Annotated in this window: 16 protein-coding genes; 4 read left to right on the forward strand and 12 right to left on the reverse strand. The window is 65.0% G+C overall.

Translation table 11 applies throughout. From position 1 onward, the window contains the following. Positions 1–81 precede the first annotated feature (81 nt). Positions 82–1212 (forward strand): aromatic ring-hydroxylating oxygenase subunit alpha, encoded by a 1131-nt coding sequence (locus CSC67_RS19715; RefSeq protein ID WP_118996176.1) that lies wholly within the window; start codon positions 82–84, stop codon positions 1210–1212. A gap of 178 nt (positions 1213–1390) precedes the next feature. On the opposite strand, the gene CSC67_RS19720 is transcribed toward CSC67_RS19715, so the two are convergent. Continuing rightward, on the reverse strand, positions 1391–2332 hold the full coding sequence (locus tag CSC67_RS19720; RefSeq protein ID WP_118996177.1) for a sulfurtransferase: 942 nt from the start codon (positions 2330–2332) through the stop codon (positions 1391–1393). 51 nt (positions 2333–2383) lie between these two features. Beyond that, positions 2384–3271: a DMT family transporter gene (locus CSC67_RS19725; protein WP_118996178.1), complete on the reverse strand. Its 888-nt coding sequence runs from the start codon at positions 3269–3271 to the stop codon at positions 2384–2386. A gap of 183 nt (positions 3272–3454) precedes the next feature. On the opposite strand from CSC67_RS19725, the gene htpX reads away from it, so the two are divergent. Continuing rightward, a complete protein-coding gene (gene htpX / locus CSC67_RS19730; protein ID WP_118996179.1) occupies positions 3455–4342 on the forward strand; it encodes a protease HtpX in 888 nt (295 codons plus the stop codon). On the opposite strand, the gene CSC67_RS19735 is transcribed toward htpX, so the two are convergent. Further along, positions 4343–5128: a dienelactone hydrolase family protein gene (locus tag CSC67_RS19735; RefSeq protein ID WP_118996180.1), complete on the reverse strand. Its 786-nt coding sequence runs from the start codon at positions 5126–5128 to the stop codon at positions 4343–4345. A gap of 60 nt (positions 5129–5188) precedes the next feature. Then, positions 5189–7909 (reverse strand): DNA polymerase I, encoded by a 2721-nt coding sequence (gene polA, locus CSC67_RS19740; protein ID WP_118996181.1) that lies wholly within the window; start codon positions 7907–7909, stop codon positions 5189–5191. Here polA and CSC67_RS19745 point away from each other — a divergent pair. Next, entirely contained in the window at positions 7908–8591 is a 684-nt protein-coding gene (locus tag CSC67_RS19745; protein ID WP_483414396.1) for an LOG family protein, read from the forward strand. The two genes, polA and CSC67_RS19745, sit on opposite strands and share 2 nt — an antisense overlap. A gap of 24 nt (positions 8592–8615) precedes the next feature. On the opposite strand, the gene CSC67_RS19750 is transcribed toward CSC67_RS19745, so the two are convergent. Next, complete coding sequence (locus tag CSC67_RS19750) at positions 8616–10205, reverse strand: phytoene desaturase family protein (RefSeq protein ID WP_118996183.1); 1590 nt, start codon at positions 10203–10205, stop codon at positions 8616–8618. A 26-nt stretch (positions 10206–10231) separates the two neighbouring features. Continuing rightward, positions 10232–11011 carry a cyclase family protein gene (locus CSC67_RS19755; protein ID WP_118996184.1) on the reverse strand — a complete coding sequence of 260 codons (780 nt, stop codon included), beginning with the start codon at positions 11009–11011 and terminating at the stop codon, positions 10232–10234. Between the two features lie 184 nt (positions 11012–11195). Here CSC67_RS19755 and CSC67_RS19760 point away from each other — a divergent pair, with 184 nt between their 5' ends. After that, positions 11196–12200: an AraC family transcriptional regulator gene (locus CSC67_RS19760; protein ID WP_118996185.1), complete on the forward strand. Its 1005-nt coding sequence runs from the start codon at positions 11196–11198 to the stop codon at positions 12198–12200. Between the two features lie 26 nt (positions 12201–12226). Here the strand turns inward: CSC67_RS19760 and CSC67_RS19765 are convergent, their stop codons facing one another. The 6 genes from CSC67_RS19765 to infB form a co-directional block, all read right to left on the reverse strand. After that, the gene (locus CSC67_RS19765; protein WP_118996186.1) at positions 12227–13762 is read right to left on the reverse strand and encodes a flavin-containing monooxygenase; all 1536 of its coding nucleotides are present in this window, start codon (positions 13760–13762) and stop codon (positions 12227–12229) included. 20 nt (positions 13763–13782) lie between these two features. Beyond that, complete coding sequence (locus CSC67_RS19770; protein ID WP_118996187.1) at positions 13783–14571, reverse strand: SDR family oxidoreductase; 789 nt, start codon at positions 14569–14571, stop codon at positions 13783–13785. 751 nt (positions 14572–15322) lie between these two features. Beyond that, positions 15323–17143: a translational GTPase TypA gene (gene typA / locus CSC67_RS19775; protein WP_118996188.1), complete on the reverse strand. Its 1821-nt coding sequence runs from the start codon at positions 17141–17143 to the stop codon at positions 15323–15325. 2 nt (positions 17144–17145) lie between these two features. Then, a complete protein-coding gene (truB, locus tag CSC67_RS19780) occupies positions 17146–17895 on the reverse strand; it encodes a tRNA pseudouridine(55) synthase TruB (RefSeq protein ID WP_118996189.1) in 750 nt (249 codons plus the stop codon). A gap of 36 nt (positions 17896–17931) precedes the next feature. Beyond that, complete coding sequence (gene rbfA, locus CSC67_RS19785; RefSeq protein ID WP_118996190.1) at positions 17932–18345, reverse strand: 30S ribosome-binding factor RbfA; 414 nt, start codon at positions 18343–18345, stop codon at positions 17932–17934. 2 nt (positions 18346–18347) lie between these two features. Further along, positions 18348–21224: a translation initiation factor IF-2 gene (gene infB / locus CSC67_RS19790; RefSeq protein ID WP_118996191.1), complete on the reverse strand. Its 2877-nt coding sequence runs from the start codon at positions 21222–21224 to the stop codon at positions 18348–18350. Positions 21225–21239: the final 15 nt, after the last annotated feature.

Below are 21239 nucleotides of genomic sequence, written 5' to 3' on the forward strand. Positions count from 1 at the left end.
AGGCGAAAGCCGGGAACTACCCGGTTCTTTGAGGGCCCAAGCATTAAGCGTCCGTTTTTCAGCACAGCGGGGGAGGAATCCATGACCGACATTGGTCGGGAGGCGCAATTTGCGCTGGCGCAAACGCAGCTGTCTGTCAGCAGCTACTTCGACGAGGCGATATTCGCCCGCGAACAGGCGCTGATCTTCAAACAATCGTCTCTTTATGCGGGGCACGAAAAGCACGTCCCCGAGCCGGGCGACTGGCGCACGCTGCCGCACGAGAAAGGCGGCCGGGTCTTGGTGCGCGGTCCCCAGGGCGTCGAACTCATGTCCAACGTCTGCCGCCACAGGCAGGCCATCATGCTGGGCTTCAATCAAGACGGTGCCGGCAACCTGCGCCAGACGGGCGGCAACATTGTGTGCCCGGTGCATCGCTGGACGTACAGCGTGCAGGGCAAGCTGCTGGGCGCGCCGCAGTTTCCCGAGACGCCCTGCATGAACCTGCAGCGCTTCACGCTCAAGAACTGCCACGGCCTGCTCTTCGAAGGCCCTCGCGACCCGGCGGCCGATATGGCTGCGCTGTTCGAGCGCCCCGAGTTCGACTTCTCGGACTATGTGCTCGACCATGTGGAGATCCACCACTGCAACTACAACTGGAAGACCTTCATCGAGGTCTATCTCGAAGACTACCATGTGGGCCCCTTCCATCCGGGCCTGGGGCGTTTTGTCACCTGCGACGACCTGAGCTGGGAATTTGCCGAGTGGTACAGCCTGCAGCGCGTAGGCGTGCACAATGCGCTTGCCCAGCCGGGCAGCGATGTGTACCGCCAATGGCACGATCGGCTGCTTGATTTCCGGGGCGGCGAAACGCCCGACTTCGGCGCGGTGTGGGTCACTTATTTTCCCACCCACATGATAGAGCTGTATCCGCACGTACTGGTGCTGTCCACGCTGCATCCGGTCGGCCCGCAAGAAACCGTCAATGTGGTCGAGTTCTACTACCCCGAGGAAATCGCGGCTTTCGAACGTGAATTCGTCGAGGCCCAGCGCGCGGCATATATGGAAACCGCCGTCGAGGACGACGAAATCGCCGAGCGCATGGATGCGGGGCGCAAGGCCCTGATGCAGAGGGGTGTCGACGAGTCCGGTCCCTACCAGTCTCCCATGGAGGACGGCATGCTGCACTTCCATGCCTGGTATCGCCGCATGATGGAGGGGCGGGCCGCCTAAACTGTGGCCCGCCGGGTCGCTTTGATGGAAGTGCCTGAAAGCGATCCCGGCGCCGGAAGAGAGGCGTCGGGTCTACTGTCGGTCTACTGTTTCTGAGTTCTAAAACGCCGGCGCTGGCGCGGGTGCCAAGGGCGTCGCGGAGGCATGTCGGAAGGCTCAAACCGCTATTCCTCAACAGCTATTCGCCCGTCGCCACGGGCCTTTGGGGGTCGCTGCACCATTCGCTCCATGAACCGGGGTATAGCGCCGAACCGTGCAGGCCGGCCAGTTCCATGGCGAAGAGGTTGTGGCTGGCGGTGATGCCCGAGCCGCATTGATGCACGATCTGCTCGGGGCGGCGGCCGTCGAGCAATGCCAGGAATTCTTCCTGCAGCTGCGCGGGCGGCTTGAAACGGCCGTCGGACTGCAGATTGAGCGAATTGGGGCGGTTCAGGGCGCCCGGGATATGGCCCGCTACCGGGTCCATGGGTTCGACCTCGCCGCGAAAGCGTTCTGGCGCACGGGCGTCCACCACGGTGAAGACGGGGTCCTGCAGATTGGCCAGCACCGCCCGCGCATCGACGGTCGGCATGCCTTGTTTCCCCGCTTCGCGCCCGTCTTCCAGCCGGCCTGCCCCGCCCTCTGTGCCGTCGCCCCGCGACGTCGTCGCACGGGCAGTCTGCGAGGCAGGTTCGGAACCCGGCTTTGCCGCTCGCGCGCCGCCGTGGGCAACGCCCGCTTCGACCAATCCGCCTTCGGACAGCCAGGCCTGCCAGCCGCCGTCCAGCACGGCGGCGTGCTCGTGCCCGATCCAGCGCAGCATCCACCACAGGTGGGCGGCGAACATGCCGCCGCTGGCGTCGTAGATGGCCACCTTGGACTCGGGACGCAGGCCCAGGCCGCGCATCAGGGAAGCGAAGCGGGACAGCTCGGGCAAGGGGTGGCGCCCGTTGTTGCCGGTGCGCTGCGCCGAAAGCTGGCGCTCGTGATCGAGATACAGCGCGCCGGGGATGTGCCCCTCGTCGTATGCCCTGCGCCCGGCGTCATGGTCGGCCAAATCGTGCCGGACGTCGAAAACGAGCCAGGGCTCCTGCGCCATGGCATTCTGTAGCTGGGCTGGGCTGATGAGAATATCGGACAAAACTTGCTCCTGCGTTCGAGTGGGTGGGAAGCCGAAGGACAATCGCGGGGCTCAGGCCGGTTTGCGGTTCGGACGAGCCGCTGTGCGCCGCTTGCGGCTTTCAGTATAGGTGCGCCACGTGGACAGCAGGCCCGAACCGATGATCAGGGCCATGCCCGCCCAGGCAAGGACGTCCGGCCGGTCTCCCCAGAAGACGATGCCCAGCATGGCCGCAAAAATAATGGTGGTGTATTGCAGGGCCGCGGTCAACAAGGTCGACCCGGAGCCGAAGGCGCGCGTCATGGCCAGTTGGCCCACCAAGCCCGAGAGGCCCAGGCCCACCAGCCCCAGCCAGGCGGTCAGGCCGGGGGTGTTCCAGCCTTGCGCCAGCAGCCCGGCAATGCTGGTGAGGCAGACGCAGCTGGAAAAGATCAGCACCGTGCGCCACTCGGGCTCGCCCACGCGGCCCAGCTGGCGCACCTGCAACATCGCGGCCGCTCCAAGGCCGCCCGAACACAGGCCCATCAGGCCGGCCAGGAAATGTTCCTGGCCTATGCTGGGACGCAGCACGCCGATCACGCCCAGAAAGCCCAGCATGACGGCCAAGCTGCGCAGCCCGTCGCGCTGGGCGCCGCCCGACACCAGCATCCAGCCCGTAATGAACAAGGGCGACGTGTAGTTGAGGCTGACCGCCGTGGGCAGGGGAAGATTGGACAGGGCATAAAAGCTCAGCCACATGGCCGTGATGCCGGACAGATTGCGCCACAGATGCAGTTTCCAGCTGGGCGGACGCAGCTTGCGGCCTGTCCCGAGCGCCCAGACGGCCAGCAGCAGCACCGAGGGAACGCCCCGGAAAAGGACGATCTGGGACAGCGATGCGCCGAAATCCGCCGCCACCTTGATGCAGGCGCCCATCACGGCGAACATGGCACAGGCCAGCAACATCCATAACGACTGCATCCAGGGCCCCCGCAACCGGTCCGAGCAAAGACGCTACTATACTTGCCTCCCGCACATTTTTGCGATGCGCGGTGTCTTGCGGTCGCGGCGATTTCTTCCAGCCGGGCACTTTAACCCGCGCATATTGTCTCCATATAATTCCAGACAACTCCAAAACTACAGTTCGCAATAGGAAATCAGCCCATGAAACGCATATTTCTCTTTCTGATGACCAACATCGCCGTCCTGGTCGTGTTGAGCATCACCATGAGCGTCTTCGGAGTCGGACGCTATCTCACCGCCAATGGCATGGACCTGGGCCAATTGCTGATCTTTTCAGCCTTGGTGGGTTTCACCGGCTCGATCATTTCCCTGTTGATGAGCAAATGGATGGCCAAGCGCAGCACCGGCGCCCGCGTCATCGACCCTCAGGCGCCCGCCAACTCCCGCGAGCGCTGGCTGGTGGACACCGTCCATCAATTGGCCGACCGCGCGGGCATCGGGCATCCGGAAGTCGCCGTCTACGAAGGGGCGCCCAACGCCTTCGCGACCGGCGCCTTCAAGAACAACGCGTTGGTGGCGGTCTCGACCGGGCTGCTGCAAAGCATGACCGAAGAGGAAGTGACGGCCGTGCTGGGCCACGAAGTGGCCCACATCGCCAACGGCGACATGATTACGCTCACGCTGATACAGGGCGTGGTGAACACGTTCGTGGTTTTCCTGGCGCGGGTCGTGGGTTATTTCGTTGATCGCGCGGTGCTCAAGAACGACCGGGACGGCGTCGGCATCGGCTACTTTGCCACCGTCATCGTCTGTGAGATTGTCTTCGGCATCCTGGCCTCGATCATCGTGGCCTGGTTTTCGCGCCAGCGCGAGTTCCGTGCCGACGCGGGCTCGGCCAAGCTGCTGGGCGCGCGCGAACCCATGATCCGCGCCCTGGCGCGGCTGGGCGGCGTACAGGCCGGCGAGCTGCCCAAGACCTTCGAGGCCTCGGGCATATCGGGCGGCGGCGCCATCAGCGCCCTGTTCGCCACCCATCCGCCCATCGAAGTGCGCATCCAGGCGCTGCAGCAGCGCTCGCCGGCGGCCTGATCATAGCCGCGTCTTGAACCACTCCAGCGCCTTGGCCCAGCCGTCCCTGGCGTCCGCTTCGCGGTAGCTGGGGCGGTAGTCGGCATAGAAGGCATGGCCCGCGTCGGGATACACGACGATGCGGGAAGCCTGGGCCGCCGCATTGCCCTTGGCCAGCTCGGCCTCCATGCGGCGCACGTCCTCGAGCGGAATGCTGGCGTCCTGTCCGCCATACAGGCCCAGCACCGGCCCTTTGAGCGTCTGGGCGACGTCCACCGGATTGCGCTTTTGCAGCGGGCCGTGCCCCGTGGCCAGCTTGCCGTACCAGGCCACGCCGGCCTTGGCGGACGGGTTGTGCTCCATGTACATCCAGGTAAGGCGCCCGCCCCAGCAAAAGCCCGTCACGCCCAGGCGGGAGGCATCGCCGCCCTCTCCTGCGGCCCATTTGGCGCAGGCGTCCAGGTCGGCAAGCACCTGTTCATCGGATACCTTCGAGACGATGTTGGCCACGAGGTCGGGCACGCTGTCGTAGGCGCCGGGGTCGCCCTGGCGCTGGTAGAGTTCGGCCGACACGGCGAAATAGCCTTCGCGCGCAAAGCGCCGGCACACATCGCGTATATGCTCGTGCAGGCCGAAGATTTCCTGGATGACCAGCAGCACGGGCGCGTTGGACGCGTCCTGCGGCCGGGCGTAGTAGGCGTCGATGGCGCCATCGAACGTCGGCAATTTGAACGAGCCCTCGTCCAGCCCCTGGGCCGGAGTGTGGATGGTGGTCTCGGCTTGGCCTGTAATGGGTGAAAAAGACATCAACAACCTCCTTTGAAAATACCTTGGCCGGGGCCTTGAAGCTGGAAAGCCCTGATCGGCTCAATGAGCCTGTTCCCAGTTGTCGCCCACGCCCACTTCGGCCACCAGCGGCACGGCCAGTTCGGCCACATTGCACATCAGTCCGGGCAGATGGGTGGTGACGAGCTCGATTTCGCCCTCGGGCACTTCGAGCACCAGTTCATCGTGAACCTGCATGATCATGGCCGTGTCGAGCCCTTCGGCGTCGATCCACTGCTGCACGGCCACCATGGCCATTTTAATCAGGTCGGCGGCCGTACCCTGCACCGGCGCGTTGATGGCCGCGCGTTCGGCCGCGGCAAGGCGCGGCCCCTTGGCCCCGCGTATGTCGGGCAGCCACAAGCGGCGCCCGAACACTGTTTCGACATAGCCCTGCTCGCGCGCCTTGAGCTTGGTCTGCTCCATGTAGGTGGCCACCCCCGGGTAGCGCGCAAAATAGCGGTCGATGTACGAGCGGGCGGCATCGCGCGTGATGCCCAGGTTGGACGCCAGGCCGAACTCGCCCATGCCGTAGATCAGGCCGAAATTGATCGCCTTGGCGGCGCGGCGCTGCTCGGACGAGACCTCGGCCAGCGGCGTGCCGAAGACTTCGGACGCCGTGGCCATATGGATGTCCTCGCCTCGGGCAAAGGCGCTTTGCAGGTTTTCGTCTCCGGACATGTGGGCCATGACGCGCAGCTCGACCTGGGAGTAGTCGGCCGAGGCGATCTTGCCCCGCGCCGGCACGAAGGCGCTGCGCACCCGCCTGCCTTCGGCGGTGCGCACCGGAATATTCTGCAGATTGGGGTCGGACGATGCGAGCCGGCCGGTGATGACGGCCGCCTGCGAATAGCGGGTATGGACGCGCCCCGTGCCGGGGTCGACCATGCGCGGCAGCTTGTCGGTATAGGTGGACTTCAGCTTGGACAGGCCGCGGTATTCCAGCAGCGTCTGGGGCAGCGGGTAGTCGAGCGCCAGCTTGGTCAGGACGTCTTCGTCGGTGGACGGGGCGCCGCTGGCCGTCTTGCGCACCACCGGCAGCTCCATGCGCTGGAACAGGATTTCACCCAGCTGCTTGGGCGAATTCAGGTTGAAGGGCTGGCCGGCGAGCTCGTGCGCCTTCTGCTCGAGCCGCAGCATCTGCTGCCCCAACTCGTGGCTCTGGGCGTTGAGGACCTGCACGTCGATCTTCACGCCGCTGCGTTCAATGGTGGTCAGCACGCCCGACACCTGCATCTCGAGCTGGTAGATGCGCTCGAAGCCGGGCTCGGCGGCCACCTTCGGCCGCAACACCTGATGCAGCCTCAGCGTGTAATCGGCGTCCTCGCAGGCGTATATGGCCGCCTTGGCCAGCTCGACCTCGTCAAAACAGATCTGCTTGGCGCCCTTGCCGCAAAGCTCTTCGTAGGTCACGCCGGTGAGGCCGAGCCAACGCTGGGCGAGCTCCTGCATGTTGACCCGCCGGTGCGATTCGAGCACATAGGACTGCAGCATGGTGTCGTCGGTGATGCCCGCGAGGGTGATGCCCTCGTTCTTGAAGATGTGCGTGTCGTACTTGGCGTTGTGCAGCAGCTTGGCCGCTTTGGGATCTTCCAGCCAGGGCCGCAGGCATTCCCAGACCTCGGCAATGGGCAGCTGGCTCGGGCTGTCCGGCCCCCGATGCGTGAGGGGCACATAGCAGGCCCTGCCCGGCTCCACCGCCAGTGAAAGGCCGACGATGCGGGCCTGCATCGGGTCGAGCGAGGTGGTTTCCGTATCGAGCGCAACCAGCTCCGCGCCGCGAAGGCGCTCCAGCCATGTATTCAGCGTCTCGCGGTCCTGGACGGTCTCGTATTCCACCTGCGTCGGCGCCTCGGGCAGTTCGGGCGCAATACGCGCGTCCTGTTCGGGGATGCGCTGTGCATCCCCGCTGAGTTCGCGCAGCCAGGTCCTGAAGCCGTACTCGTCGTACAAGGCCATGAGGGTTTGCCGGTCGGGTTCCTTGGGAACAAGGTCGGCCAGGCTTTCATCGTCGAAGAAGGGGATTTCGCAATCGAGCTTGATGGACACCAGCCGCCGGGTCATGTCGAAGTCGGGTATCGCCTTGCGCAGGTTGTTGCCCGCCACGCCTTTGATCTCGTCGGCATGGGTCACGAGGTTATCGAGGGTGTCGTAGGCGTTGAGCCATTTGGCGGCGGTCTTGGGCCCCACCTTTTCGACCCCCGGGATATTGTCGACCGCGTCGCCTGTTAACATCAGATAGTCGATGATCTGGTCGGGCCGCACGCCGAACTTGCGCATGACGCCCTCCACGTCGAACTTCTCTCCGCTCATGGTGTTCACGAGCTCTACGTCGTCGTTCACCAGCTGGGCCATGTCCTTGTCGCCGGTGGAGATCACCGTATGCACGCCCAGCGCCATGGCGCGTCGCGCCAGGGTGCCGATGACGTCGTCGGCCTCGACGCCCGACACGGCCAGCACGGGCCAGCCCAGGGCCGTCACGACTTTGTGTATGGGCTCGACCTGGGTGCGCAGGTCGTCGGGCATGTCGGGGCGATGGCCCTTGTACAAAGGATAAATATCGTCACGAAATGTGCCGCCTTTGGCGTCAAAAACACATGCTGCGTAGTCCGCCTTGTAATCCTGAAGCAGTCTACGTAACATGGAAACGACACCATAAAGGGCGCCGGTTGGTTCTCCCTTCGCGTTACGCAGATCGGGCAAGGCGTGATAGGCGCGATAGAGATAGCTGGACCCATCAACAAGCAACAAGGTTTTTTTCATGACTGTAAATAAAATAGTGCGTGCGTCAGCAGCGAAGCAGATTCCCGAGATTATGTCAGAGATGCAGGCCGCCGCCGACACGCTGCAACAGGTGGGCTGGGGCGTCAGCATTTTTGGCAGCGCCCGCATCACGCCCGACTCTCCCTACTATGCATTGTCCGAGAAACTGGGCCAGCGCCTGGCGCAGGCGGGGCTGCCGGTCATCGCGGGGGGCGGCCCGGGCATCATGGAGGCCGCCAACAAGGGCGCCTTCACCGCCGGAGGCACCAGTATAGGCCTGAATATCAGCCTGCCCCGCGAAACCACCAACAACCGCTACCAGACCCACAGCCTGCAGTTCGAATACTTTTATTCGCGCAAGGCCACCTTCTTCATGCACAGCGCGGCCTACATCGCCATGCCCGGCGGCTTCGGCACAATGGACGAGCTCTTCGAGGTGTTGACGCTGGTGCAGACCCGCAAGGTGCCGCCCGCCCCCATCGTGCTGATGGGCACCGAGTTCTGGAGCGGCCTGTTCGACTGGATGAGGCAGCAGCTTCTGACTCACAAGCTGATCGGCCCCAACGACCTCGAACTCGTCACCATCAGCGACGACGTCGACGAGGTCATGCAGCATATCGAAGCGTTCTGCTCCGATTACGCCGAACACCTGGGCCGCGGCGCCATCCTGCCCACCGAATAGCGCCGGGTCGGCCGCCGCAACGCGCTATTTGCCCGCCAGCGCCTGGGCGACCAGATAGCCCGAGCCGCCGCCCAGCCCCGGACCGGGATGGGTGGACGCCCCGATGTGAAAAACATTCTTATAGGGTGTTTTATGCGCCTTGGCGCCGTTGGCGCCGGCAAAGGGACGCAGCCAGAAGAACTGGTCGGGCGAGCATATGCCCGAATAGGGGTCGCCCCCCACCAGATTGCAGTTCATGGCCTGGAGATCGCCCGGAGAATAGGCACGCCGCCCGACGATCAGGCCGGACAAGCCCGGCAGCACGGACTCCAGTCGGGCTTGCACGCGATCGGCCATGGCCTCGCGCACCGCTTCGTTCCACGAGCCGTCGGCCGGCACGTCGATCTGCCCCGCCGCATCGCCCTTGAGGCGCGAGGGCATTTCCTGCAGTTGCAGCCACAGTATCCATTTGCCGTCGGGCGCGCGCGAAGGATCGACCGCCACCGGCTGGCCGATGGCGACCGTGGGCGCGCGCGGCAACAGGCCGTTGTTGGCCTCGGTGACCGACATGCACACCGACTCCATGCTGTCCGCGAGGTGCACCAGAGGCACTTTGAGCATCTCGGGATCGCGCCAGGGCGCAGGACCATCGAGTGCGAAGTGGATCTGCATGCAGCCCCGGCCGAAGGCATAGGCCCGGGCGCGATCGCGCACCGCTTCAGGCGCCTGGGGAAGCAGGCGCCCGTACAGCTGGGGCGGTGTGACGTTGCACACCACCGCCTGGGTCGCCGTATAAGTAAGATCGCCGACCTTGACCCCCGTGGCGCGATCGCCCGAGACCAGGACTTCGGTGACCTCGGCGCCCGTGAGCACCCGGCCCCCGTTTCGCTCGATCAGCGCCTGCAGGGCCTGCACCAGTTTCTGGCTGCCGCCCTTGACCACCGGCATGCCGCCCGCCACCACCGCCGCGAAAGTAAGCTTGCCGATCAGCGCCGATGTGGCATCGTCGGGGCCCAGGCCGGTATGAAGCACCCAGGGGCTCATCATGGCGCGGCTGAGATCGGACGAAAGAGCGCGCTGCCCCCAGCGGCGAAAGCTTTCCAGCGACTCGGCGGCATAGCCCAGCAGCCCGTCGGTGCCGCGCTTGCGCCATTCGGAAAACAACAGGCGCCCCACCTTCCAGTCGTAGGGCGAATTGCCCAGCAGGCCGAAGGTCAGCGCCGCGTCCTTGCCGAAGAGCTGCCCGGCCATGGCGCCAAAGGCCTGTCCGTCGCCCGGCGCGACGGCCTCGATGCGGCGCACGGCGTCGTCGACGTCCTGGCGCAGGGCAAGGGTGCGGCCATCGGGCATGGCTACGCCCGTCGTGTAACCGTTTGACACGAATTCGATGCCCAGGCCCGCCAGGTCGTCCTTTAGCTCAGGATATGCGGCGCCGCCCAGGAACAGGGGATACCACGAGGACAGGACCTCGTGGTGAAAGCCCGGGAAGAGTTCTTCGGTGCGTATGCATCCCCCCGCCCTGTCGTTGCGCTCGAGAACCAATACCGACTTGCCCCGTTTAGCCAGCAAGGCAGCGCAAACCAGCGAGTTCATGCCGCTGCCGACGACGATGATCTGGGCTTCGGTGTTGTTCATGCGTCCTCCTGTGCGTCGATGGGCGGTCAGGGTACCAGGGCCAGAACGCGCAGCGGACTGCCCGAGCCGGACTGGATCTTGAGCGGCGCGGAGATGATGACGGCGCCCGTGGGCGGGAGCTGGTCGAGGTTGTTCAGGCATTGCAGCCCGTACTTGCCGGCCCCGTGCATCAGTGTGTGGCAGGGATAGGGCACCGGCCACCCGAAGGACTGCCCCGCGTCGGTATTGATGGTCTCGACGCCGAAGCCGTGCACATTGCGCTCTTTGATCAGCCATTCGACCGCTTCCTGGCTGGGGCCGGGCGTATGGGCGCCGTCTTCGCGCATGTTGACGTACGAAGCGGGGTCGCTCAGGCGCTTGGACCAGCCGGTGCGGAACAGCACCCAGCTGCCCTCGGGAATGCGGCCGTGTTCGGCCTCCCAGGCCTTGAGGAAGTCGGGCGTCAGCACCCAGTCCTCGTTCTGGCTGACCTGTTCGGTGGCGTCGACGACCACGGCGGGCGCAATGAAGTTGCTGGGGTCGATGGTGTCGACCGAGTTGTTGGGCACGTCCTTGCCGGAGATCCAGTGCACGGGCGCGTCGAAGTGGGTGCCGGTATGCTCGCCACAGGTGAAGTTGTTCCAGTACCAGGCCGGCCCCGCGTCGTTGTACTGCGAGATGGTCTCTATCTTGAAGGCGGAAACCTGCCCGAACTGCGGGGGAAGCTGCAAGGGAGGAAAGTCAGGCGAGAGCGTGTGGGTCAGGTCGATGACCTTGAAATCGCCCTTGGCCATGAGGTCGACGAAATTAGAGGTGTTTGTACTCATTGCGGTCTCCGTTGTAGATTCTGTAGGATAAGGATAAAGGCGCTTGGCAATCGGCGCCTTCCGGGTTTTTATGTATGGCTTCTATCCGCACTTAGTTTAAACTTAAATAATCCATGCAGTCATCTGCGCGATCCACGCGTCTTCCGCTGCACCGGCGCGACCCCTTCCCTGGAGGTCTGCTTCCATGAACCTGCCGTCTTTCCCAGCCCGCCGCGATGCCTTTCCGCTTCGCCTCTTTCATTCGCACGACCTGGACGAAACCCGCAGCACTGTGGGGCGCGTCTTCAAGCCCCACGACCTGGGCGTACTGGGGCGGCGCCAGAAGCTCGACGCCTTCATGGACCATCTGCCGCTGGGCAGGGCTTCGATCAACCGGCTTTGCTATGGGGCCGACGTCAGCATAGAACCCGATTGCCTCGGCGACTTCCTGCTGGTGCAGATGCCCATGCAAGGCAGCGCCGTCATCCGTTGCGGCGACCAGCAAATCACTTCGGGGCCGCACAACGCATCGGTCATCACCCCTTCCCTGCCGCTGCACATGCGCTGGCAGGGCCGGTGCGACCAGCTCATCGTCCGCCTCGAACGCGCAGCGCTCGAAGCGGCCTGCAGCGCTCAGCTGGGCCATGCCCTGTCCCGCCCCATCGAGTTCCAGCTGGGCATGGACCTTTCCAGCCGGCAAGGCGCCGCCTGGAAGTCCCTGGTGCAGTTTCTCGCTTCGTCGTCCTTCACGGGCGACGCGGCCGGAAACGCGCTGGTCGGGCAGCAAGTCGAACAACTGCTCGTCACCACATTGCTCACCCAGCATCCGCACAGTTATTCCGAAGCCCTGTCCAGGCCGGTACAGGCGCCGCCCAGGCATTATGTGCAGCGCGCCGAAGACTACATCCTGGCCCGCTACGCCGAACCCATCACCATCGAAACCCTGGCCCGCCACGCGGCCATCAGCGCCCGCAGTCTGCACAAAGGGTTCCAGCAGCACAAAGGCATGTCGCCCATGGGCTTTCTGCGCCTGGTTCGCCTGCAGCGGGTCCGCGAGCGGCTGCTGCAGGCCAGCGCCCATGCCGAGCCCGTCAGCATCACCCGCGTAGCGCTCGAAGCCGGCTTCAGCCATCTGGGCCATTTCACCCAGGCCTATCGCAGGCAGTTCGGCGAAACCCCCACCCAGACGGCAACGCGCCGCGCCAACTGAACGGGCCCGAGCGGCCATGGCGCAACTCAAGCCGCCGGCCGGCCGCGCAAATCGGGCGCGGGCCGCTCGGCTGACTTGGAACGCATCCGCTGGCGCTTCAGCAGCCCACGGGTCACCGAGCGATAATCCTTGGCGTTGGAAGGCAGCAGCCACTGCTTGAAGCGCGTGGCCGCCGACACATTCAGGCCCATCTCGTTCAGCATCTCGTCGATGTTGTGCATCGAGAACGGAATAATATTGGTGCCTCGGGCGTGCTTGCCCTCGGTGCGCTCCTGCATCCAGCGCAGCCGCTTGCGCACATGGGCGCGCCTTTCCTCCAACGCCGGAAGACGGATGTCTCCCATCAGATAGGCTGCGATCCACAGCGCCGCCACCTCGGCGCTCAGTGGGCTGTAGAACGAAGAGTTGTAGCCGCAGAAGAACAGATTGGGCACCTCCAGCGGATGAATCTGGCGATACAGCATGAAATTGCCTTCATCGTCCGTCAGCCTTTGCTGCAGCGCATCCGAGAAGAACGGCACCACCTGCTGGAAGCCCGTGCCGCAGATCACGATATCGGCCGGCACCCGCCTTCCGTCGCTCAGATCGGCGACGGGCCGGCCGCCCTCCTGGCCCAGGCGGACGATCTCGCAATCACGCGCGACCTCGCTGCGTCCCTGCTCGACCTGGCGATACAGGGTGTCGGTGGCGAGGCTGACCGTGCTGCGGGCGATGCGATCGAACGTGCCCTCGGGCACCAGGCCCAGCTTGTCGAGCTTGAGCTGCCGTGTCGCGACCGATTGCAGCGACTTGATCATGCCGTCGCGCACCCCTTTGCCCGGGCCATGCAGGAAGCGCTCGAAGCCGCGCTGCTCGATGTAGGGAAACAAGCCTTCGCCCATGCGCGTCAACATCAGGTACTTGTAGTTGAGCACGTTGAGAATCTTGCGCGGCATCTTCCACAGCAACTCGCGGGCAATCACCTTGGTGGACATGGCCACCTCGCCCACCGCCGCCGCCACGTCGCAGGACGACTTGCCATAGCCCACCACCAGCACGTGCTTGCCGCGCGCCTCTTCCACGTCGTGAAAGTCGGACGTTGCGCACAGGCGCCCGCCGGCCGCCTCGAAGGCCTCGCGTCCTTCATAGGGCGGAATGAAGGGTTTGGAGAAAATGCCGTTGGCCACCACCAGGCTGTCGGCTTCGTGCTCCATCGTTCCGCCGGTGTTCACATCACGCAGCCTCAGGCGCCAGCCCTCGTCCCCCTTGGGCTCCGCCGACAACACCTCGGTATTCAGGCGTATGGAGCCGTTGAGGTCGAAATGCCGCGCGTAGTCCTCTAAATACTGCTGCACCTGTTCCCCCGAAGGCCACTCGGGATAGGACGCGGGCATGGGAAAATCGGTGTAGCAATAGGTGCCCTTGTTGTTCTGGGTGCGCAGGCCCGGATAGCGCCGCGTGGCGCTCCACACGCCGCCCACGTCGGGCGTTTTCTCGAACACGGTCACTTCATGGCCGAACTGCGACAACACCTTGGCCGAGGCCAGGCCGGCGAAGCCGGCGCCTATGATTGCAATCTTCATGTCTGTCTCCTGATGTATTTTTATTGAGCCAGCAAGGGAATGGCGGGGACGCCCTGTTCCGGCCCCATGGCGCTGTAGCCGCCGTCGACTGGCAGATCGGCGCCGGTGATGAAAGACGCCTGCTTGGAGCACAGAAACACCACGCCCTGCGCCACTTCCTCGGGGTCGCCCACGCGGCCCAGCATGTGGAATGGCGCGGCCACCTTGTCGGTCTTGGCCCTGTCGCCCTGCGTCAGCTCGTCCATGACGCGCGACCAGGTCCAGCCGGGCGACACGGAGTTCACCCGGATGCCGTCGCGCGCCAGGTCCATGGCCATGCTGCGCGTCAACTGCGCCACGGCGGCCTTGCCGACCGGATACAGCCAGCGCCCCGTCTGCGCGACCTTGGCGCTGATGCTGCTGAAATTGACGATGGCGCCGCCGCCCCGGGCGATCATGTGGGGACGGCAGGCCTTGCTCATCATCACCGCGCCCACCACGTTGACGGCCAGGCTCTGGTTCCAGTCCTGCCGCGAGGATTCGAGGCCGTCGTCGACGTAGCTGCAGGCCAGGTTGACCAGGATGTCGATGCCGCCCAGCTCGGCCACGGTGCTCGCCACGCAGGCGTCGATCTGGGCGTCGTCGGTGATGTCGGTGGCGATGAAGCGCGCGCCCTCGCCCAGGCCCGCGGCCACGCGCTGGCCCCCTTCTTTATCGATATCGGCAATCACCACTCGCGCGCCGCCCGCGTGCAGTGCCGCGGCAACGGCGGCACCGATAATGGTTGCGCCGCCGGTGACGATGGCCACCTTGTCCTTGATTCCGTCCATGGTCTGTCTCCTTTCCCGTTACGGTGGAACGGGTTCTTTTTGATTGAAGTGTGTTTACAGACCATTATGGGCAGCGCCTGCGCGGCGACTATCCCGTGCGCGCCAATTGCTATCCCGAAAATGCAATGGGGCGAGTTCGGGGTGGCTCGCAGGAATATCCCGCGTTCGGGCTACTCCAGCGGGACTGATTGGCGCAGTGGTTTTTCGGTCTTAAATGCCGTGGGTGCTTGCCGCCATGCTTTTTTGGGTGCTTAAGCGCCGTGGGTGCTGCTGCCATGCTTTTTTTTGGGTGCTTAAACGCCGTTGGCGGTGAGAGCATTTGGGCCAGGCGGTCGGGCGGACCGAGGCAGCGCCCTCCAACGCCTGGCCCAAATGCTCTCACCACCAACGGCTTATGCTCAGGGCAAACCATACAGCCGGCGTTCTGTTGTTTGGTGGGGAGTATCCCGTGAATTCCGGAGCTCACCATGTTCGCGATAGGCCGCGATCTTGAGACTCGCCTCGCCCGCGGCCAGCCGCAACGGCAAGCCGTCGGGGGCGAGGCTGTTTAGGCCGGGCGTTGGAGGGCGCTGCCTCGGACCGCCCGACCGCCCGGCCTAAACAGCCTCGCCTCCGACGGCGTTCAAGAACTCAGACTGAACGCCCGGATGACAGCCTCGACGACGCTCAAAAACCCGGGACAAAAACCGAAACAAAAAAAGCACGGCCAATTAGCCGTGCCTTTTCCATACGAACTATTCCGTTCCCGGAATCAGCTAGCTTCCCGCATTGCGCGGCGTCGCTCATGCTCTTGCAAATGACGCTTGCGCAAGCGTATCGATTTCGGCGTCACTTCGACGAGCTCATCGTCCGAGATGAACTCCACCGCATACTCGAGCGTCAAGCGGATGGGCGGAACCAGATCGATGTGCTCATCCTTGCTGGTGGTGCGGATGTTGGTGAGCTTCTTCTCTTTGATCGGGTTGACGACCAGGTCGTTGTCGCGGCTGTGGATGCCGATGATCATGCCCTCGTACAGCGCCTCGCCGGGGCTGACGAACATGCGGCCCCGGTCCTGCAGCTTCCAGAGCGCGTAAGCCACCGCGGCGCCGTCGTCCTGGCTGATCAGCACGCCGTTGCGGCGCTCGCCCACCCCGCCTTCGCGCATGGGCGCATAGTCGTCGAAAATATGGCTCATCAGGCCCGTGCCCCGGGTCAGGGTCAGGAACTCGCTTTGGAAGCCGATCAGGCCGCGCGCCGGAATACGGTATTCCAGGCGGGTGCGCCCGCGCCCGTCGGACTGCATGTCCTGCAGGTCGCCCTTGCGCCGGCCCAGCTCTTCCATGACGGCGCCCTGGTGCCCTTCCTCCACGTCGACGGTCAGCAACTCGTAGGGCTCGTGGCGCACGCCGTCGACCTCCTTGAGCAGCACTTGCGGCCGCGACACGGCCAGCTCGTAGCCTTCGCGGCGCATGTTCTCGATCAGGATGGTCAGGTGCAGCTCGCCTCGCCCCCGTACCTCGAAGACCATGTCGTCGGCCGTGGGATTGACGCGCAGCGCCACATTGGACTTGAGCTCGCGCTCGAGCCGGTCGCGCAGCTGGCGGCTGGTGACGAACTTGCCCTCGCGCCCCGCCAGGGGCGAGGAATTCACCATGAAGTTCATGGTCAGCGTGGGCTCGTCGATGCGCAGCATGGGCAGGGGTTCGGGAGTCGCCGGGTCCATGACGGTGCAGCCTATGCCGATGTCCTCGATCCCGTTGATCAGCACAATGTCGCCCGCCTCGGCCTCGTCGACCAATTGCCGTTCGAGGCCGTGGAACTGCTGCACCTGGTTGATGCGGCCCTTGAAGCTTTCTCCATCGGGGCCGAACTGAATGGCGACGTCCTGCCCGGCGCGCACACGGCCGCGGTTGACCCGTCCGATGCCGATCTTGCCGACGTAGCTGCTGTAGTCCAGCGAGATGATCTGCAGCTGCAGAGGGGCCTCGGCATCGTCGTCGCGCTGCGGCACGTACTTCAGGATGGCGTCGAACAGGGGCCGCATGTCGCCGCTGCGAACGTCGTCGGTCAAGCCGGCAAAGCCTGCCAGGCCCGAGGCGTACACAATGGGGAAATCCAGCTGCTCTTCGGTGGCGCCCAGCTTGTCGAACAAGTCGAAGGTGGCATTGATGACGTGGTCGGGGCGTGCGCCCTGACGGTCGATCTTGTTGACGACCACGATGGGCTTCAGACCCAGACCCAGCGCCTTGCGGGTCACGAAGCGGGTCTGCGGCATCGGGCCTTCCACGGCGTCCACCAGCAGCAGCACACCGTCCACCATGGACAGCACGCGCTCGACCTCGCCGCCGAAGTCGGCGTGGCCCGGGGTGTCGACGATATTGATATGGGTGCCCTCGTACTCGACCGCACAGTTCTTGGACAAGATGGTGATGCCGCGCTCTTTCTCGATGTCACCAGAGTCCATCACGCGTTCGGACACCTGCTCGTTCTCGCGGAACGTGCCCGACTGGCGCAGCAGTTGGTCCACCAGGGTGGTCTTGCCGTGATCGACGTGAGCGATGATGGCTACATTGCGCAAAGCGCGTTTCATATTCAATCCTTAGTTTTGAGGTTTTCCGGCCACAAGCCATGGGGCAGGTCTTGCGGCGCGATCAGCACGGACTGGGGTTGGGGCATTTGCTGCAGCGCCTCCAGGCCCACCGCATCATCGAGCCGGAACGGCCCGACCTGGGTTCGCCGCAACGCGGCGAGGTGAGCGCCGCAACCCAGAGCGCGGCCGATGTCCTGCGCCAGGGTGCGAATATACGTACCCTTGCTGCAATGCACCAAAATACGTGCATCACGGCCGTCGAAATCCAGCAGTTCCAGGCGATGTATTGTTACCTGCCGCGGCGGCCGTTCCAGTTCGATGCCCTGGCGCGCATACTCGTACAGCGGCTTGCCGTCGCGCTTGAGCGCCGAATGCATGGGCGGGATCTGCTCGATGGGCCCGCGAAACCGCTCCAGCACCGCTTCGAGGCGCGCCCGATCGACAGGCGCGGCATCGGGAGGCTCTTGAAACACGATATGCCCGGTCAGGTCGCCCGAGTCCGTTTCCTCGCCCAGCCGCACCGTCGCCTCGTAGACCTTGTCGGCTTCCAGCATGGCCGCCGAGATCTTGGTGGCGCGGCCCAGGCAGCACACCAGCAGTCCGGTTGCAAACGGGTCGAGCGTGCCGGTGTGCCCGGCCTTGCGCGCGTCCAGCGCCCGCTTGGCCCTTTGCAGGGCGTGATTACTCGACAAACCCTCGGGTTTGTCCAGCAACAAGACACCATCGAGCATCTGCCCGCGTCGGGAAGCCATCGTCTCGTCTCTCTTTGAACAGCAACGACAGCCCCATCAGGAGCGCTCGTCGGGGTCCTCGGGTTCGGCAGGCTTGGAAGCGGAGTAGCTCTGCGGCCGGTTTGCCTCGTCGATGAGGCGCGAAAGTTCCATGCCCCGCACCAGCTGCGCGTCGTGGACGAAGTGCAGCGTGGGGACGGTGTGGATGTGCAGCATCTTGAACAGCAGCGAATGCAGCCATCCGGCCTTTTCGTTCAGCGCCGCCTGCGCGGCCTCGGGCTCGGCGCCCATGACCGTGAAATGGACCTTGGCGTGGGCGTAGTCGGCGGACAGATCGACGCCCGTGAGGGTGACCAGGCCGGCGCGCGAGACGTCTATCTCGCGCTGAATGAGGCCGGCCAGATCCTTCTGGATCTGGTCGGCCAGCCGCGTGTTGCGGCCCGCGCTCGGTCTGGACTTGTGTCGACCCATGCTTACAGCGCCCTCGCGAACTCTTTGATCTCGAAGATTTCGAGCTGATCGCCCACTTCGATATCGTTGTTGCCCTTGAGGGTGATACCGCAATCGAAGCCGGACTTGACCTCTTTGACGTCGTCCTTGAAGCGGCGCAGCGAATCGATGTAGCCGGTCCAGTGCACGACATGGTTGCGCAGCAGGCGGACCTGCGCGTCGCGGCGCACCACGCCGTCGGTGACCATGCAGCCGGCGATATTGCCGATGCGCGACACGCTGAACACTTCGCGGATCTCGACCATGCCGATGACTTCTTCGCGCTTTTCGGGCGCCAGCATGCCGGACATCGCACTGCGCACCTCGTCGATGGCGTCGTAGATGATGTTGTAGTAGCGCAAGTCGATGCCGTTGCTTTCGGCCAGTTTCTTGGCGCTTTGCTCGGCACGGACGTTGAAGCCGATGATGACGGCATGCGAAGCGATGGCCAGGTTGACGTCGCTTTCGGAAATTCCGCCCACCGCGGCATGCACCACCTGGACGCGGACCTCGTCGGTGGACAGCTTGAGCAGCGACTGCACCAGGGCTTCTTGCGAGCCCTGCACGTCGGTCTTGACGATGAGCGCCAGCGTTTGCGTGCCCTCGCCGATGTTGTCGAACATGGACTCGAGCTTGGCAGCCTGCTGGCGCGCCAGCTTGACGTCGCGGAACTTGCCCTGGCGGAACAGCGCGATCTCGCGCGCCTTGCGCTCGTCGCTCATGGCGATGACCTCGTCGCCCGCCGCGGGCACCTCGGTGAGGCCCTGGATCTCGACGGGGGTGGCGGGGCCGGCGCTATTGACCGGTTTGCCGTTCTCGTTGAGCATGGCGCGCACACGGCCATAGCTGGCGCCGGCCAGCACGGCGTCGCCGCGCGACAGCGTGCCGCTTTGCACCAGAATGGTGGCGACCGGGCCACGGCCCTTGTCCAGTCTCGCCTCGATGACGATGCCCTTGGCGGGCGCGTCGACCGGAGCCTTGAGTTCGAGCATCTCGGCCTGCAGCAGCACGTTTTCGAGCAGATCGTCGATGCCCTGGCCGGTTTTGGCCGACACCGGCACGAAAGGCACGTCGCCGCCGTATTCTTCGGGCACGACCTCTTCGGCCACGAGTTCTTGCTTGACCCGGTCGGGATTGGCTTCGGGCTTGTCTATCTTGTTGATGGCCACGACCAGGGGCACCCCAGCCGCCTTGGCGTGGTGGATGGCCTCTTTGGTCTGCGGCATGACGCCGTCGTCGGCCGCCACCACCAGGATGACGATGTCGGTGGCCTTGGCACCGCGCGCCCGCATGGCGGTAAACGCCTCGTGGCCCGGGGTGTCGAGGAAGGTGACCACGCCGCGATCGGTCTTGACGCTGTAGGCGCCGATGTGCTGCGTGATGCCGCCCGCTTCGCCCGACGCCACCTTGGCGCGGCGGATGTAGTCCAGCAGCGAGGTCTTGCCGTGGTCGACGTGGCCCATCACGGTGACGACCGGCGCGCGGGGCTGGGCCTCGACCTCGCCCAGTTCGCTTTCGGCCGCGTCGAGGAAGGCCTCGGGATCATCGAGCTTGGCGGCAATGGCCGTATGGCCGAGCTCTTCGACCACGATCATGGCGGTTTCCTGGTCGAGCACCTGGTTGATGGTGACCATCTGGCCCAGCTTCATGAGGTGCTTGATGACCTCGGCGGCCTTGACCGACATCTTGTGGGCCAGATCGGCCACGGTGATGGTTTCGGGCACGTGCACTTCACGGGCGATGAACTCGGCGACTTGCGGTTCTTTGCGCTCGACCTGAGCCTGCTTGTTACGTCCGCCGCGGGCGCCCTTGCCGGACTTGCCGGAGGCGCGCCAGCCGTCGCGGCTGGGGCTGGATGGGGTGGCGTCAGCCCGGGCGGCCGGCTTCTTGCGGCCGCTGTCGTCGCTCCAGGCGGTGGAGACCTCGGAACCCTTGACGGTTTTCTTGACTTCGCCGGCCTTGCCTTCTTTCTTGGCCGCGCCCTTGCCGGCGGGCTTGTGCAGGGTGCCGGACAAGCCGGGCTGCTCGGGTTCGGGGGCCTTCAGCACTTTGCGCGGACGGCTCAGCATCTGGCGCAGAGCGGCTGCCTCGGCCTCGGCGGCGCGGCGGGCCCGCTCGCGGTCTTCGTCGCGCGCCGGACGGTCTTCTTCCTGCGGCTTGGCTTCGGCGGCCGCGGCCTTTTCCTGGACGGGTTCGTCCTGCTCGTCGGCGGAAGCGGCAACAGGCTCGGCGGATTCAGGTGCAGCCGTCTTCGGAGCCTCGGGCTGCGGATCGGGCGCTTCGGGCGCGACGGCTTCAGCGGGCTCGGCTTCAGGGGCGGCGGCCTGCGCGGAGGGCTCTTCGGCCTCGGCCCGAGGCTCGGCGGGCTGGAGCTCGGCTGCCTCGGCCGGCGCGGCCGCGGACGGCTCGTCCGCCGGCTCTGCGGCCGGAGATGCGGCAACCGGCGCCTCGCCGGCCTGGGCGGGCGGAGCCGCGCTTTCGGGAGCGGCAGCCGGCGCCTCGGCCTGGCTGACGGGCTCGGCCGGCGGCAGCTCGGCCTTGGCGGCCTCGGCCAGGAGTTCGGCGGGGTCGCGCTTGACGAACACACGCTTCTTGCGCACCTCGACCTGAATGGTGCGCGAACGTCCCGAACTGTCCGCCTGGCGGATTTCGGAAGTCTGGCGGCGGGTGAGCGTGATCTTCTGCCCCTCGGAAGCCCCGTGGGCGCGCCGTAGAGACTCGAGCAGCTTCGCCTTGTCTGAGTCGGTGACGCCATCGTCAACCGACTGGAGTTCAACGCCTGCGGCACGCAACTGCTCCAGCAGCACGTTGGCAGGCATTTTCAGCTCGACTGCGAACTGGGCGACGGTGTTACTCGACATTCGACTCTCTCTTAC

The sequence above is a fragment of the Pusillimonas caeni genome, from assembly GCF_003545815.1.
Classification (GTDB): Bacteria; Pseudomonadota; Gammaproteobacteria; order Burkholderiales; family Burkholderiaceae_B; genus Pusillimonas; species Pusillimonas caeni.